General features: G+C 56.8%; 12 protein-coding genes. 7 read left to right on the top strand and 5 right to left on the bottom strand.

The genetic code is table 11. From position 1 onward, the window contains the following. The first annotated feature begins 40 nt into the window (after positions 1-40). Together prlC and CRO06_RS09265 are read left to right on the top strand one after the other, a co-directional pair. The gene (gene prlC, locus CRO06_RS09270; RefSeq protein WP_097058309.1) at positions 41-2074 is read left to right on the top strand and encodes an oligopeptidase A; all 2034 of its coding nucleotides are present in this window, start codon (positions 41-43) and stop codon (positions 2072-2074) included. A 136-nt stretch (positions 2075-2210) separates the two neighbouring features. Further along, positions 2211-2405: a YheV family putative metal-binding protein gene (locus tag CRO06_RS09265; protein ID WP_097058308.1), complete on the top strand. Its 195-nt coding sequence runs from the start codon at positions 2211-2213 to the stop codon at positions 2403-2405. Here CRO06_RS09265 and CRO06_RS09260 read toward each other — a convergent pair. Beyond that, on the bottom strand, positions 2402-4513 hold the full coding sequence (locus CRO06_RS09260; RefSeq protein WP_097058307.1) for a TonB-dependent receptor: 2112 nt from the start codon (positions 4511-4513) through the stop codon (positions 2402-2404). The two genes, CRO06_RS09265 and CRO06_RS09260, sit on opposite strands and share 4 nt — an antisense overlap. 83 nt (positions 4514-4596) lie before the next feature. Between CRO06_RS09260 and aqpZ the strand changes: the two genes are divergently transcribed. The 5 genes from aqpZ (at position 4597) to CRO06_RS09235 (ending at position 10656) form a co-directional block, all read left to right on the top strand. Continuing rightward, on the top strand, positions 4597-5490 hold the full coding sequence (aqpZ, locus tag CRO06_RS09255; RefSeq protein WP_244902807.1) for an aquaporin Z: 894 nt from the start codon (positions 4597-4599) through the stop codon (positions 5488-5490). A gap of 210 nt (positions 5491-5700) precedes the next feature. After that, positions 5701-6243 (top strand): fimbrial protein, encoded by a 543-nt coding sequence (locus tag CRO06_RS09250; RefSeq protein ID WP_097058305.1) that lies wholly within the window; start codon positions 5701-5703, stop codon positions 6241-6243. A 98-nt stretch (positions 6244-6341) separates the two neighbouring features. Next, on the top strand, positions 6342-8822 hold the full coding sequence (locus CRO06_RS09245) for a fimbria/pilus outer membrane usher protein (protein ID WP_179746547.1): 2481 nt from the start codon (positions 6342-6344) through the stop codon (positions 8820-8822). Between the two features lie 20 nt (positions 8823-8842). Continuing rightward, positions 8843-9559: a fimbrial biogenesis chaperone gene (locus tag CRO06_RS09240; RefSeq protein WP_159659597.1), complete on the top strand. Its 717-nt coding sequence runs from the start codon at positions 8843-8845 to the stop codon at positions 9557-9559. Further along, on the top strand, positions 9556-10656 hold the full coding sequence (locus CRO06_RS09235) for a fimbrial protein (RefSeq protein ID WP_097058302.1): 1101 nt from the start codon (positions 9556-9558) through the stop codon (positions 10654-10656). Before CRO06_RS09240 ends, CRO06_RS09235 begins: the two co-directional genes overlap by 4 nt. 197 nt (positions 10657-10853) lie before the next feature. On the opposite strand, the gene CRO06_RS09230 is transcribed toward CRO06_RS09235, so the two are convergent. From CRO06_RS09230 to CRO06_RS09215, 4 genes are all read right to left on the bottom strand, one after another. Next, a complete protein-coding gene (locus CRO06_RS09230) occupies positions 10854-12029 on the bottom strand; it encodes a hypothetical protein (RefSeq protein WP_097058301.1) in 1176 nt (391 codons plus the stop codon). Positions 12030-12118: 89 nt separating this feature from the next. After that, positions 12119-12772: a hypothetical protein gene (locus CRO06_RS09225; protein WP_022996615.1), complete on the bottom strand. Its 654-nt coding sequence runs from the start codon at positions 12770-12772 to the stop codon at positions 12119-12121. Between the two features lie 114 nt (positions 12773-12886). Further along, positions 12887-13252 (bottom strand): SecDF P1 head subdomain-containing protein, encoded by a 366-nt coding sequence (locus tag CRO06_RS09220; RefSeq protein ID WP_097058300.1) that lies wholly within the window; start codon positions 13250-13252, stop codon positions 12887-12889. A gap of 3 nt (positions 13253-13255) precedes the next feature. Then, positions 13256-14140 carry a DUF1444 family protein gene (locus CRO06_RS09215; protein ID WP_097058299.1) on the bottom strand — a complete coding sequence of 295 codons (885 nt, stop codon included), beginning with the start codon at positions 14138-14140 and terminating at the stop codon, positions 13256-13258. Between the last annotated feature and the right edge of the window lie 202 nt (positions 14141-14342).

Raw genomic sequence — 14342 nt, 5'->3', positions numbered from 1 at the left:
TCTCCCAATCAGGTGAATGCCGTTTATAACGAGAGGCCCCATGAGTCACAACCCGTTGATCGACTACCCGGATCTGCCCCCCTTTTCCGAGATCCGTCCCGAGCATGTCAAACCGGCGGTGGAGCAGCTGATCGCGGATGGCCGTCAGCGAATCGAGTCGGTGCTGAAAACCGGTGACGTGGGCTACCAGGCGCTGGTGGCCGCGCTCGACGAGGAAGACGATCGCCTTGGCAAGGCCTTTGGCCCGGTGGCGCATCTCAACGCGGTGGCTCAGAACGAGGCATTGCGGGAAGCTTACAATGCCTGTTTGCCGCTGCTCAGTGAATACGGCACCGAGGTAGGCCAGAACAGCGCCTTGTTCGCGGCCTATCAGGCGCTCCACGACAGCGCCGAATTCGCTGCTCTCAATGAAGCCCAGCGCAAGGATATTGATAACACCCTGCGTGATTTCCGTTTGTCCGGCGTCGCCCTCGGGGAGGAAGACAAGCGCCGTTACATGGAGAACGCCAAGCGCCTCTCCGAACTCACCACACAGTATGAAAACCAGCTTCTGGACGCCACCCAGAACTGGAAAAAGCATGTTACCGATGAGCAGGAGCTGGAAGGCCTGCCGGAAACCGCGCTGGCCGGTACCGCCGATCGTGCCAGGGCGGAGGGTCTGGATGGCTGGCTGCTGACGCTGGATTTTCCGGTCTATCTGGCGGTCATGAGCCACGCCCGTAATCGCGCCCTGCGCGAGGAAATGTATCGTGCCTTCACCACGCGCGCTTCCGATCAAGGGCCAGACGCCGGCCGTTTCGACAATGGCCCGGTCATGGACGAGATTCTGGCGCTGCGTGATGCCCAGGCCAAACTGCTCGGATTCGGGAGTTATGCGGAGAAATCGCTGGCCACCAAGATGGCCCGCAGCGTCGATGAGGTGATGCATTTCCTTCACGATCTGGCGTTCAAGGCCAAACCTCAGGCAGAGAAGGAATTGCGGGAATTACAGGACTTCGCCGCGGAACAGGGCGCCACGGATCTGCAGCCCTGGGACATTGGGTTCTGGAGCGAGCGTCTGCGTGAAGCCCGTTACGATCTTTCCGACGAAGCACTTCGCCCCTGGTTCCCGGCGGAAAAAGTCATCGATGGCATGTTCGCCGTGGTCGGCAAACTGTTCGGTATCCGCTTCCGTCAACGCCATGATGTGGACACCTGGCATACGGATGTCCGCTTCTTCGAGTTGGTGGACGATGACGGCAGTGTCCGCGCCGCCTTCTACCTGGACATGTACGCGCGCACCGGTAAACGCGGCGGCGCCTGGATGGATGACGCCCGTATTCGCCGCCGCCGGCTGGATGGTTCCCTGCAAACCCCGGTCGCTTACCTGACCTGTAATTTCGCGCCGCCGGCGGGCGGCAAACCGGGTTTGTTAACTCATGACGAGGTGGTGACGCTGTTCCATGAGTTCGGCCATGGTCTGCACCACATGCTCACCGAGCAGGAAGTGTCCGGGATTTCCGGCATTAACGGCGTTGCCTGGGACGCGGTGGAGCTGCCCAGCCAGTTCCTGGAAAACTGGTGCTGGACCGAGGAAGGTCTGGCAATGATCTCCGGCCATTACGAAACCGGCGAACCGCTGCCCAAAGCGATGCTGGACAAGATGCTGGCGGCGAAGAATTTCCAAAGTGCCATGGCCATGATGCGACAGCTGGAATTCTCCCTGTTCGACATGCGTCTGCACGCGGAATACACACCGGAACTGAATATTCAGAATGTACTGGACGAAGTTCGTGATGAAGTGGCGGTGATCCAGCCGCCGGCGTTCAACCGTTTCCAGAACGGGTTCTCACACATCTTCGCCGGCGGCTACGCCGCGGGTTACTACAGCTACAAATGGGCGGAAGTGCTTTCCAGTGATGCCTATTCGCGATTCGAGGAAGAAGGCACATTCAATGAGGAAACTGGCCGTGCATTCCGTGACAACATTCTTGCGTTGGGCGGCAGCCGGGAACCGATGGAACTGTTCAAGGCATTCCGTGGCCGCGAACCGAGCGTGGAACCGCTGTTGCGGCACAGCGGTATCGACGTATAGATAGTCAGGAAATCGCGGCTCCTTAGTGATACTGCTGTGGGAAACTGCCTTGGCAGTGAATGGTCGTGTAGACGTGTCACTGTGCTATGACCACGGTATGGCCCTGCAATCTGAAAATTGTCCAGCGAGTAAGATTATGAAACGTCAATTTATCGCCGGCGCCACCTGTCCGGAATGCGGAAAAATGGACAAGATCCAGCGCGTCATCGATGGTGACAAGCAGTGGATGGAATGCGTCGCCTGTGGTCTGGTACGTGATCTGGACGCGGAACCACAAGCGACGGACGCGAATGTGCAGAAGGTGGACCTGCGCCCACCCGGGAAGCATTAGAAGTTCAGACGATAACCCACGGTCAGAGTGCGCCCCCGGCCCGTGAAATAGCGATCATTATTAACCAGCGCGCTTTGCGAATAATAGGTGACGTACTGCTTGTTCAGTAGATTGGAAAGCGCCACGCTGAGTTGCCCTTTGGGTAATTGATAGCCGATAGCCGCGTCAACCAGGAGGAAGCCGTCAAAGTCTTCGTCCTCGCCGTCGAAGTTCTTGTCGAAAGCGTAGTTGGCCTGCACGATGGAAGTCAGCTTGGGTGACCAGCGTGCCGACCAACTGGTGATCAGGCGGTCGGGAGCCACATTCAGGCCGTTCAGTCGGGCGTCCAGCGAGCCGTCATCATTGCTGTCGTAACGGCCGCGCATATGGGAATAGGACAGCTTGCCGCTATGATTTGGTGTGAACTGGTACCCGAGAGTGCCCTCGATGCCGTCGATCTTCGTTTTCTCCCGCCGCATCACGAACGCATCGTTTTCCAATTCCACGCGGGTACCGAAATCCGATGAGGAAACGTAATAACTCACCTCGGCATTGAATGGACCGTCCTGATAACGAACACCGCCTTCCACGTTATCGGTGACGATCGGGCGCAGGTTCTGGAAGTCTTCCACTGACCGGCCAGGGTCCTGAATGCCTCTCAGAACGCGACCCACATCGGGAAGCGCGAACCCTTCCGAGTAGCTGGCGAACAGGCTCCAGTTATCCCGCGGCGCCCAGACCAATCCCACGTTATACAGAGTGTCATTGAAGCTGGGGTCGCCGCCTTCAACATACACACCATTATTGGCGGCCACGGTGTGATAGCCGTCGATCTTCAACTCCGCATATTCATAACGGGCGCCGGCGGAGAGCGTCAGGGAGTCAATGGGTTTGAGCTGAATCTGGATGAAGGGCGAGAGATCGGTGTACTCCACTTCCGGCACGTAGGTGCGGTCGGTCAGCCACAGGAACTGCTCGGTATTATCAAACAGGGTGTCGAAGCCGCCGGTGAGTTTCAGCCGGCCATTCCAGAGGCCGTCCTTGGTCAGGGAAACCTTGGTGCCGTACTTGGTGGTTTCCGCCATGGTTTGGTCGTAAAGTCTGCCTGGAGCCGGGACGATGGCCGGGTCCTGAAAAGAATTGGAATCAGTGGCACCGAACAGCGACTCGTAGTCCTGATAAAACGCCAGAGCGCTGAACTGCATACCCGCCAGATCGTAGTGGTCGTAACTGAGGCCGGTGGTCCACACTTCGTTGTAAGGCGCGTCGCCTTCGGGGGTGCCACGAGTGGAGGTGGTCGGTACACCATCGTCCCGTTTTCCGGTAACGCTGACGTACTCATTCAGGCCTTTGATCCGGTACCGGTTCACGCTCAACTGCAAACGCTGATTGTCATCCAGCCAGTAAGCCAGTTTCCCCATGGCGTCATAGGCGCGCGAATTCATCAGGTCACCCTGGGTGTTGTCCACCCCGATCAGGTGATTGTCGCCATCCAGGAACATGCCCTGTTCCTCGTAACCAAGGGCGAACAGATAATCGACGTTGCCGGCGTTGCCGCTCACACCGTAATGGGTTTTATAGCTTAGCGTTTCCGATTTCATTTCGGAGGTGGGAGTGGAGACCTGTACGTCGATGTTTTGATTCAGAGAGCCGGGTTCGGGTCTTTTGGTAATCAGGTTGATGACCCCACCGGTGGCGCCCAGGCCATTGGTGGCGTTGGCGCCCTGAATCACCTCGATGCGCTCGACCATGGCGAAGTCGATGGTGTGCATTTCCCGCCCGGTGGGGCGCAGCGGATTGGATTGGGGAATACCATCGATCAGTACCAAAGGCGTGCGGCCACGCAGGGTCTCGCCGCTGCCGCTCATTTTCTGACGGCTGGGCGAGAACGAGGGCAGCAGATTGCTCAGGATTTGGGAGGAATCGGAGGTGATTCGGCGCTGTTCCTCGATCTCCTCTTTCTGGATGATCCGGACCACCTGGGGAGAGTCTTCTTGCGTGGTACCGGTTCGGGAGGCGGTGACAACCACGGGGTCGAGAACATGGTTCTGGGGCGGTTCGGCGGCATATACCGGGCATGCCAATACCAGCCCGATGGCCGATGCCGGCCAGAGCTGTCTGTGGTGCATGGGGATTCTCCCTTACCTCGAAAAACACGAAAGGACAACGAGACGTTCTTGGCCGGAAAGCTTGCCAGGAACATTAATCACGAATGAAAACCATTATCATATCATGTAAGAAATGTAAGTCAATGAAGGGTGTTGGCATGCAGGGCGGACCGGCCGCCCTTGGTGAACAAAGACCTTGTATTCGTAAAACAATGACACTAAGGCGTTACTTGACGGAGATAACGCTGGTCATGGAGAGCGGTCCTTATGTATATAAAAGCAACCCTCGTACAAAGGATTGTGTAATGAACAAATACATAGCGGAATGTTTTGGGACTTTTTGGCTCGTTCTTGGTGGTTGTGGCAGCGCGGTCCTGGCCGCCGCCTTCCCGGAACTGGGTATCGGTTTCGTGGGGGTGGCCTTGGCGTTCGGGCTTACCGTCCTGACTATGGCGTTTGCCATCGGGCACATCTCTGGCTGCCATCTGAACCCGGCGGTCTCGGTGGGATTGTGGGCCGGCGGACGTTTCCCTGGTGGACAGGTGATCCCCTATATTCTGGCTCAGGTGATCGGGGCGGTCATCGCTGGCGGTGTGCTCTACCTGATCGCCTCTGGCAAGGCGGGCTTCGACGTGAGTGGTGGCTTCGCTTCCAACGGCTATGGCGAACACTCTCCCGGTGGCTACTCTCTGATGGCTGCCGCATTGACTGAGATGGTGATGACGGCAATGTTTCTGATCATCATCATGGGCTCGACCCATGGCAGTGCCCCGCAAGGCTTTGCTCCCATCGCCATTGGCCTGGGACTGACTCTGATCCACCTGATCAGCATTCCTGTCACCAACACCTCGGTGAACCCGGCGCGCAGCACCGGAGTGGCGCTCTATGTTGGAGACTGGGCCACCGCGCAACTGTGGCTGTTCTGGGTGGCGCCAATGGTGGGCGGAGTTTCGGGGGCGCTCATTTACCGTGCGCTGCTTACCAGAAATAATGAATAGAGAAATTAATATAAATCAATGTATTGATATAAATTTCTAAAATGGGGCAATGGAGCTGATATTTATCCGTTTATCAGGGAAATGTAAAATATTCCGTGATTAGGTTTCCTCCGACATGCACTGTGCTAGCTTGGAAATGGGCATTGTTTTGTGATGCCCATCACAACGGCGCGATTATTCCAAAACGGGATTTTTAGAGGGAACTGAACGATGCGCACTTTCAAACTGGCTGTGTTGATGGCCTCAACACTTTCTACTTCCGTTGTCTTCGCCAATAGCGGCGAGGTGTATTTTAATGGGGTAGTTACGGACACCACCTGTACGGTGGGCGTGGCACAGAACGGTGTTCTGCAAGCCGACAACACCGTGACGCTGGCTCCGATCGCTACCGCCGACTTCGTTGCGGCGGACACACCATATTCGCCGGCTGCTTTTTCTTTGGTTGCCACCGATGCTGGCAGTGCGACCTGTGATCTCACCGGCCTTGGCGCTACGGTTCTATGGACTGGACAAGCCTATGCGGGACACAACATTCTCGAAAATATCGCCACGGACCCCGCCGCTTCTGTCGGTGTGATGTTGCTGCAACAGGATGGCACCACGCCAGTGCAGATCAATGGGGCTTCGGTAGGCATTGTTGATGCCTCATCGGGTGAACTTCAGTTCAACGCCGCCTATGGCACAACGGATACGGCCACCGTGACAGCGGGGCATGTTCGTGCCGTGGCCAACTACTCGGTGGTATTCAACTAAGTACCGAACCGGAAGGGGGAATAGAGGTTCCCCGTCCCATCGTTTAACTGATCTGGTGCGCTATGGCCCCAAGGAGTGGGTGGGTAGGCGCGTGCCTGATGGGTGCGATACTGTTTGTCGGCGCGACGACCATGGTTCGGGCCGGGGGGGCGGATCGGCAACTGGAACAGGGTGTGAGAGAGGGTACGCTTGAATTCAACCCTCACTTTCTGTCTCTGGAAGGTGGACAATCCGCCGTAAGTCTCCAGTCCCTGGCCCGTGATCGGAAACTACCCGCCGGTGAATACCAGGTTGACGTGCTGGTGAATGGCCAACCCGTGGGGCGCATGCCCGTTGCTTTCAACCAGTCGGAGGACGCCTCCGGACTGACTCCTTGTCTCTCGGCGCGGAGTGCTGAGTGGCTTGGGATTAATTCTGCTTACTTGTTGGTTCGGGGGGTGGCGCCGGAATACAGTGGTTGTGACCTTCTTTATTTTATGGAGCAGGCCGAGGCCCATTTTCGACCGGACCGATTGGTACTTGAGCTCAGCATTCCTCAGGCGGCTCTGCAGCGTCGTGCCGCTGATTACATTGATTCGGATGAGTGGGACCAGGGTATTACCGCGTTACGCCTGGATTATACCGTCAATCATGCCTGGAATGAGGAAGCTGATGGAGGGCGCTACCGCGACGAATACGGAGACTTCCGCCTTGGAGTCGATTGGCGGGGTTGGCATATACGCAGCAGCCATGTGTATCAGCGCGACGACCGTGAACGGGGGCGGTGGGCGGATCGGGAGATGTACGCCTATCGGGCCTTGCCTGGAGTTCGCGGAGAGCTGACGCTGGGCGAGAGTTTTACTCGGAGCCGTATCAACGAAAGCCTCCCGTATACTGGTATTCAGCTGCGCTCCGATACCGCCATGCTGCCAGTTTCCCAGCAGGGCTTTTCTCCGGTGATTCGTGGTATTGCACGGGGTAATGCCAGGGTCGTGGTACGTCAGAACGGATTCGTTATTTATAGCACCTATGTTCCGCCTGGTGCCTTCTCCATTGATGATCTACCTTCCTTGAGCAATGGTGACCTAGACGTTGAGATCCAGGAACAGGATGGTGAGATACGCCGATTCAGTCAGCCTTACAGTCTGGTTCCCAATCTGGTTCGGGAAGGGTTCTGGGAATACAGCCTGGTGGCGGGTCGCTATCGCAGTGATCATGGCGATGAACCTGGTTTTGTGCAAACAGAGTTGAGTCACGGTTTGCCGGGAAATGTAACCGCCTATGGCTCACTGACGATCAGCGAGAATTATTATAATGGCCTGGCTGGTGTGGGGTTGAACCTGGGTAGGGTTGGGAGTGTCTCCGCCGATATTACCCACGCGCGGACACGCACATGGAACGAGGATATCTGGCATGGTCAAAGTTACCGTCTGCTGTACGCGAAGGGGTTGCGACGGGGAACCAATTTACAGTTATTAGGTTACCGCTACTCCTCGGAGCGTTTTCGCACTTTCAATGAAGCCGTTCTTATGCAGGACCAAAGCGTCGTTTTAGTACTGGGTCGCAAGCAGAGAATGGAAGCCACAATATCTCAGAATCTGGGACGCTATGGATCGGCTTATGTTTCCGCCAGCCAGGAAAGCTATTGGCATAACAATAATCGCCAGAGTCTCTTTTCTTTAGGCTATAACGGGCATGTCGGGCCTCTGAGCTTTGGGTTGACCGTCACCGATAGCCGCTATCAGGGCGCGGAGCGCGAACGACTGTATATGTTGTCCTTGAGCTTGCCACTTGATACTCCGGTCAGTCGTGGCTATGTCGACTACCGGCTGACTGTCGATGAAGACGGCAATGCGGACCATGGAATCGGTACCAGTGGGATGCTGAGCGAACATCCTGAATGGTCCTATGGTATCCGGGCCGGGCACCAGGAGGAGCAGAGGAGAAACAATGGTAATGCACAGCTGGCCTATGCCGGCGATCGTATCGGATTATCCGTCGGAGCCGCTTTCGATGGTGACAGCCGCAGGCAATACCTACAGGCACAGGGCTCGGCGGTTCTGCATCAAGCCGGGTTAGCCTTTGGGCGGGGAGTTGGTGAGACTGCGTTGTTGGCCTATGTTCCGAAAGTCCAGGGTGCCAGTTTTGCCAGCGGCGCCGCCCCCGTGCGAACTGATTCCAACGGGTATGCGTTGCTACCCTATGCTCAGCCGTATCGACCGAATCGCCTACGGGTTGGCCTGGAATCCGTGGATTACGATGTGGAGGTGCCCGGTCGTTCTCAATCAGTGGTGCCAGAAAGAGGGGCAATCGCCAGAGTGGTTTTTCCGGCGCACCGAGTTAAGCGTTTCCTCGTTTCTCTGGAGTGGCCTGACGCGGAGACCTTGCCATTGGGAGCTGAGGTTCTGAACGAGCAGTCCGACGTTGTTGGCATGGTGGCCGAGCATAGTCGGGCGATGATCACCGTGAAATCAACTGATAAGGGCTGGTTTCGCGTACACCTGGACGATCGCGTTTGCCGATTCAGGATTGCTCTGGAGCGCTTGACGGCGGTGACGGAAACAGCAGTGGAAACAATATCGAAACAGTGCGAGCTGTGATGCCAGAGAGGAGAAACACTATGAGCGTGGTGGCGCGTAGCGGAATAATATCCGCTCTGATATGGATGCTCGTCTCATCCACTCATGCTGCCTTCGTACTGGGAAGTACCCGGATCGTTTTCGATGAAGATGACCGGGATGTCAGTCTGGCGGTGACCAATACTTCGTCGATAGCCTATGCCGGTCAGGTGTGGCTGGACCCTTTTCCCGTGGGTGAGAAAAACGATGGTGAACCCCCTTCGTACTTCGCGGTAACGCCACCTCTTTTCCGGCTGGAGAGTGGGAAAGAGCAATTACTTCGTTTCTTCCGTACGGAAGGTGTTTTGCCAAAGGATAAAGAAAGCGTGTTCTGGTTGAACGTTCAGGAAATCCCGCCTCAGGTGAAAGGAAAAAATGTTGTCCAGTTTGCTCAGAGAGTGCGGATCAAACTGTTCTACCGGCCCCGGAGTATGCTCGGCACCGATTCCAGGGAAGCGGCAAGAAAGCTCGGCGCTGCTTTTTCCGGGGGCAGGCTGGCCCTTTCCAACAACAGCCCGTTTTCCATCTCCTTTATTCAGATGGTAATTAAAAAAGGCGGGAAGGAATGGTCTCTTAAGGAGCCGGCCATGATACTGCCCAAACATATGGAAATGGTGTCATTGCCACCCGGGGTCACACCTCCATTTAAGGTTTATTTTCGTTACATCAGTGATTATGGTGGCCACCACGATGGTCCTATCCTTGAGGTGAAAGGGTGAAAACCTTGCAATGGACCATGGGGCTCATGCTGTACCTTCTGCTATTTCCGGAATTGGCGTCGGCAATCGGGTTTTGTAATGGCGGGCCTTATACGCAGACGGTCACCTTTCAGCGAGATGGTTTGTCCGTGCGTGTGCCTCAGGATGACGCAGGACAGCACGTACTGGTGATTCAGCAGGATTCCACCTATACCGGCTGCACCAGCCTCGGCCTGCTTCCCTCTGTATCCAGTACTATAAACAGCAGCTTTGGTAATGGTGGGAACAGTACTGCCCCGGCAGCGGCCGGTTTGCCAGCGGGATTCAGCGGAATAAGCGCCCGCCGCTTCCAGGTTAACGGAAACATTTACATTCAGAATTTTTTTGAGATTATAAGCAGTAGCAGTAGCGTTTATTGTGGTCTCACCGGCGGATTATGTGATCTCAGTCTGATCGGCTTGCAAATCGGCTCTTCGGTTACATTTCGCACTTACACAGTGCTGGTGGTCGACGGTATCAATAGCCTCATCGGTACCACGCAGTCAGTTTCCAGCTCCCTGGGGCGTCTGACCGTTACCCAAGGCCTTTTGGGGTCGATCTATGTGGACGTAAATGCAGGTCTGAACTATGTGTTCGACCGCGCCAGTTGTGACCTTGTGGATGTCTCTCAGGTGATCAATCTGCCGACAGTGGGTAGCACGGATATCACTACGGGTGGTTTCGCGGGAAGTACGGATTTCGATATTCGTTTGAACAACTGTGTCGTACCCCGGTCGTTGTCCATCAGCACCAGCACCTTCGCCGGCTCATTGATTCGAATGACTTTCCTTCCCTCCTCGGGGCAGTTGGCTTCGGGCAGCGGCACGGATTTGCTGCCCGCTGATGCCGGACAGCCTGGTGTGGCCGGTGGTGTGGCGTTCCAGATTCGCCAGCGTGCCAGCAACGCTCCAGTAGTGTTGGATGGCGCAACTGAAATCACGGCGCCGTTTGGTGGCCGTGATCCGGCCGATACCACCGAAATCTTTCAGTTCAAGGTGGGACTGGTGCCGGTGGCTGGGGAAACCGTGGTCCCCGGCCTGTTGAGTGGTGCGGTGACATTCGAAGTGGAATACCGATAGTAGGGAGAGGCATTGTTACAATCCGCACGGCCAAGCCGGCCGCGATTATCACGACTATAGGAAAGGCGAGTTTGCGAGAAAATGGCGGAAATACAAGCCGCCGCCAATCACTGTCATGATCGCTGGCAAGAATGTTGGCTCCGCACCCAGTAAAGCATGGAAGAAACTTCGTGGTGGCGCCCCTGCGACTGTCGGGGTCAGTGAAAAGGTCGATAACGCTCAAAGACGTGCGTAACGGTAAAAGCCAATGCGCTCAGGGCCGCCAGAAAGAGGACGACGGAGATAATACCCAGCACGGTGCCGACCAGCGTAGCCGTGCGGCCTTCCGGGTTCATGCGACCTTCATGCATGGCGCGCAGATCTTGTACACCGAGAACCCAGGCCATGATGCCTAGAGGTTGGATCGCAAGTAGTGAAACCAGGCCGAGGGCGAGTACCGGGGAGCCGTGGTGATGGGTGGACTGTTGGGCCTCTTCCTCGGTTGAACCTGGAGAACGATGTCGGCATCCGGAAAAAGCCGCGCCGATCAAAAGGAGCAATAGGGAAAGGGTCAGCACGCCCAGGACGCTGCCGCTGATCAAGGCGAGATCTGGCAACGGGCCTCCTGTCGGCAGCCAAAGGCTGACAATGAAGCCGTAAGCCATCGGCAAGAGCACCAGAATGCTGGCGATGAACATGAGCAACGCGGCTTTCCGATCGCGCCATAACAGCAGCACCGTGAAACTGATACCGACACCAAACTGAACCAGGGTCCGCAAGCCGGATGGCACGGAGAGCATGGTTGAGCTCGAAACACCGAGAATAAAACAACCCGCCGTGAGCAGAGCCAGAATAAAGACGGTGCAGACGATGATACCGAGGATCATGCCAACCAGGGTGCTGTCCTTTCCTGTTGTTGCCATACGGCCTTCGCGCATGGCACGCAGATCCCGGGCGCCAAGGATCCAGGCAAGCAATCCGACCGGTGGCAGCAGAAAGGAAATCAGGCCAAGCGTCGCAATCAGAGCGCCCCGATGGGCGGGCACCCGGGATGTCCGGTCAGTGTCCAAAGTAACGGTTGCTGGAGGAGAGCCACGCCGGACGACGACGGCGGACATCAGCAACAGAACGGTGGAGACGCCGAGCATGCTGTGGATGCTGTTGTTGATAAAAACGCCGGTGATCGATGGTAGTCTGAGAAACGACAGCGCCGGTGCAAGAGCGCCGTAGCCCATATCCAGGAGCATCAGAACGCTTGCGATCAGAACCAGAAGGGCGGGCACGCGATAATGCCGCATGTGCTTTGCGCTCAGCGAGACCCCGACCAGGAAAGGGATCAGCAGTTGCAGGAGATTAAAAGCGGTGAGGATCGACAGATCTGAATCGGATGACATGGAGTTCCTTCTCCTGAAAACAATAAAATCCAAGTTTCAGTGCAATATTGGCGGGGCGCCGCCGCGGCGCCCGCGCCAAATGAGCCCGCTCAATAGCTCCAATTGCTGTTGAGCAAAGCGGTGATAAAGAACCCCACGGCGATCAAGGTAAGCACGAACAGGACAATGGCGATAATGCCCAGGATCATGCCTGCCATGGTGGTGCCCCGGCCCTCCGGATCCATACGGCCTTCACGCATGGCACGCAGATCCTGCACGCCGATCACCCAGGGGGCGATGCCAAGAGGCTGGAACACCAGCAAGGAGATCAGACCGAGCGTCAGCACAAGCGCGCCCCGATGATTCGGCGCCTGGGCCAGTTGGGGCGGGACATGGGAAAGACCCGCGCCAGAGTCTTGATCGGCATTGCCGCCGGGAGCTGATTGTCCCTGCCCGCGGCCAACGAAAGCCGCGGAGATCAGCAAAATGGTCGCGGACAATGTGAGGATGGCATACACACCACCATTGATGGCGCCGAACACCTCCCAGGACAGGGCATCGCCTACCAGAGGGATGATGAAAACCTGAGAGACAACGTTGTAGCCACCTTCCAGGAACAGCAAGACACTGGCGATGATCACCAGAAGAGCGGCTTTGCGCACCCGCTGCATGTGGATGGCGCCGAGGGTGATGCCGACAATAGCGGGTATAAGCAGGGGAAGCGCATACATAAGCGCGACCAGGGCCTGGCCTGGATCGAACATGGGAGCTCCTTCTCGTTGAAGCGGACAATGAGCGCGATGATCGCATAGGAGTGTGGATGGGCGCCAATCAGCGGGAACGGTATGCGGTTGCTCCCGGGGTTCTCTCGATGCTGATCATCTCTCGTCGGTGAGAGTAAGGGGGCCGCCTTTGTTCAGAGTTTTGGCGACTTCCCCGGCGGTTTTGCCGCCGAAGCCTTCCTCTCCGGCGGACAGTCGCAGGCTGCCTGTATCAATGACGCTCTGCAAGGTGGGGGAGGTCAGCAGATGGCCATCCACGAACAGATGGATTTGCCGGCCCACTCGGGTCCGGGTGAAATCGGCCAGAGCTTTCCGGCTTTTCGGGTCGAGCTTCACATCGATCACGTCCCGGGCCGTATCGAGTGATCTGCTCTGTTCCGCGTTCTCCACGTTCAGCCTCAGCGTTTCGGCCTGTATGGTGGTGGAAAGCAGCAACATCGGAAGACATTTCAGAATACGCATGGTTTAATTGTCCTTCTCCAACCCATTGGTAAACGCAAGCAGGTCTCCGTCGCGGAAGACGAACAGAGCGCTTGATAGCGAATAGGGTGACTCCGCCGCCATATCGGTGGCGACCCGGCGAAGTTTGCCGAGACTCTCCTCATCCTCGCTGCCACAGATCATCAGCCTGTCGCGGGCGGGAATGGCCAGAACCGGTTCGCCGGCCACCTCCAGCCGCTCACGCCAGTGTTCGAACAACAGCGCCATGCTGGCTTCGTAGTTGGTGTCCAGGGTCACGAAGTAGCGGCCGTCACCGCCTTTCAGCTGAAGATGGGGTAGCCAATGCCGATGCAGATTGTCGAGGGCAAGCTGGTGCAGGACCTCCCGGTCACCGCCGAATTTTTCCAGCACTTCGCCACCGACAAAGCGCATCTGTTCGCCGCTGTCTTCCACATAAGTGATCAGCAGTTCGTCGTTGCTCAGAGGGCGGGTGAGGAAAGGCATCTGCTCGGGGGTGGCGTCGGGAAACGCCTGGCGCATCTGCTCCAGAGAGGCGTCGAGCCAGGCGCGGGTCTTGATGACCGGCAGGACCACGGCCTCGTCCTGGGTTTGCGTCACCTGATCCTGGCTGCGGATATAGGTGTGGATGATCTGATCCAGGTTTTCCGGATCGTGCCGATAGGTGTCATAGGCGTTGTCCAGGAAATGGCAAATTTCCCAACCGGCTTCACTGTCCCAGCGCACCGAGAAGCGATTGGTGTCATCGGATTGGATGCGCACTTCGGCGGGACCGAGAAGCTCCTTCACCGTGGCGGCATAGCGTTGCGCGAAGGCGTTCGCATCAAGCAGGTTACCGTTACCGGAAGAAGGGGTCGGCTTCTTGCCGAAAAGACGGCGGAGCAATTCCATGCTCTGACTCCTTTACCCTTGGCGGGCTTGTCGTCCTATGGAGTGGACAGCATACGCTAAAGATGGCGTGCCTCTCAGCCATAAACTCAGAGGTCGCTACGAAACCGCTGTGGGAGATTCTATGGTGCCCTGCAACGCTTAAAAGAGCTTTGCGGGGCAATATTCTTGTTGCTGCTTCATCAGGGCGAAGGCGGTGCGGGCG

It is taken from the genome of Alloalcanivorax xenomutans, from assembly GCF_900217905.1.
Classification (GTDB): domain Bacteria; phylum Pseudomonadota; class Gammaproteobacteria; order Pseudomonadales; family Alcanivoracaceae; genus Alloalcanivorax; species Alloalcanivorax xenomutans.
The sequence above is the reverse complement of the archived record's forward strand: the minus strand, read 5'-3'. Positions and strand labels throughout refer to the sequence as shown.

Excerpts from the sequence above, each read along its gene's own strand:
- CRO06_RS09260 (WP_097058307.1), bottom strand. The coding sequence starts at position 4,513 with ATGCACCACAGACAGCTCTGGCCGGCATCGGCCATCGGGCTGGTATTG.
- CRO06_RS09225 (WP_022996615.1), bottom strand. The coding sequence starts at position 12,772 with ATGTTCGATCCAGGCCAGGCCCTGGTCGCGCTTATGTATGCGCTTCCC.
- CRO06_RS09250 (WP_097058305.1), top strand. The coding sequence starts at position 5,701 with ATGCGCACTTTCAAACTGGCTGTGTTGATGGCCTCAACACTTTCTACT.
- CRO06_RS09220 (WP_097058300.1), bottom strand. The coding sequence starts at position 13,252 with ATGCGTATTCTGAAATGTCTTCCGATGTTGCTGCTTTCCACCACCATA.
- CRO06_RS09230 (WP_097058301.1), bottom strand. The coding sequence starts at position 12,029 with ATGTCATCCGATTCAGATCTGTCGATCCTCACCGCTTTTAATCTCCTG.
- CRO06_RS09245 (WP_179746547.1), top strand. The coding sequence starts at position 6,342 with ATGGGTGCGATACTGTTTGTCGGCGCGACGACCATGGTTCGGGCCGGG.
- CRO06_RS09215 (WP_097058299.1), bottom strand. The coding sequence starts at position 14,140 with ATGGAATTGCTCCGCCGTCTTTTCGGCAAGAAGCCGACCCCTTCTTCC.
- CRO06_RS09240 (WP_159659597.1), top strand. The coding sequence starts at position 8,843 with ATGAGCGTGGTGGCGCGTAGCGGAATAATATCCGCTCTGATATGGATG.
- CRO06_RS09265 (WP_097058308.1), top strand. The coding sequence starts at position 2,211 with ATGAAACGTCAATTTATCGCCGGCGCCACCTGTCCGGAATGCGGAAAA.
- aqpZ (WP_244902807.1), top strand. The coding sequence starts at position 4,597 with ATGAAAACCATTATCATATCATGTAAGAAATGTAAGTCAATGAAGGGT.
- prlC (WP_097058309.1), top strand. The coding sequence starts at position 41 with ATGAGTCACAACCCGTTGATCGACTACCCGGATCTGCCCCCCTTTTCC.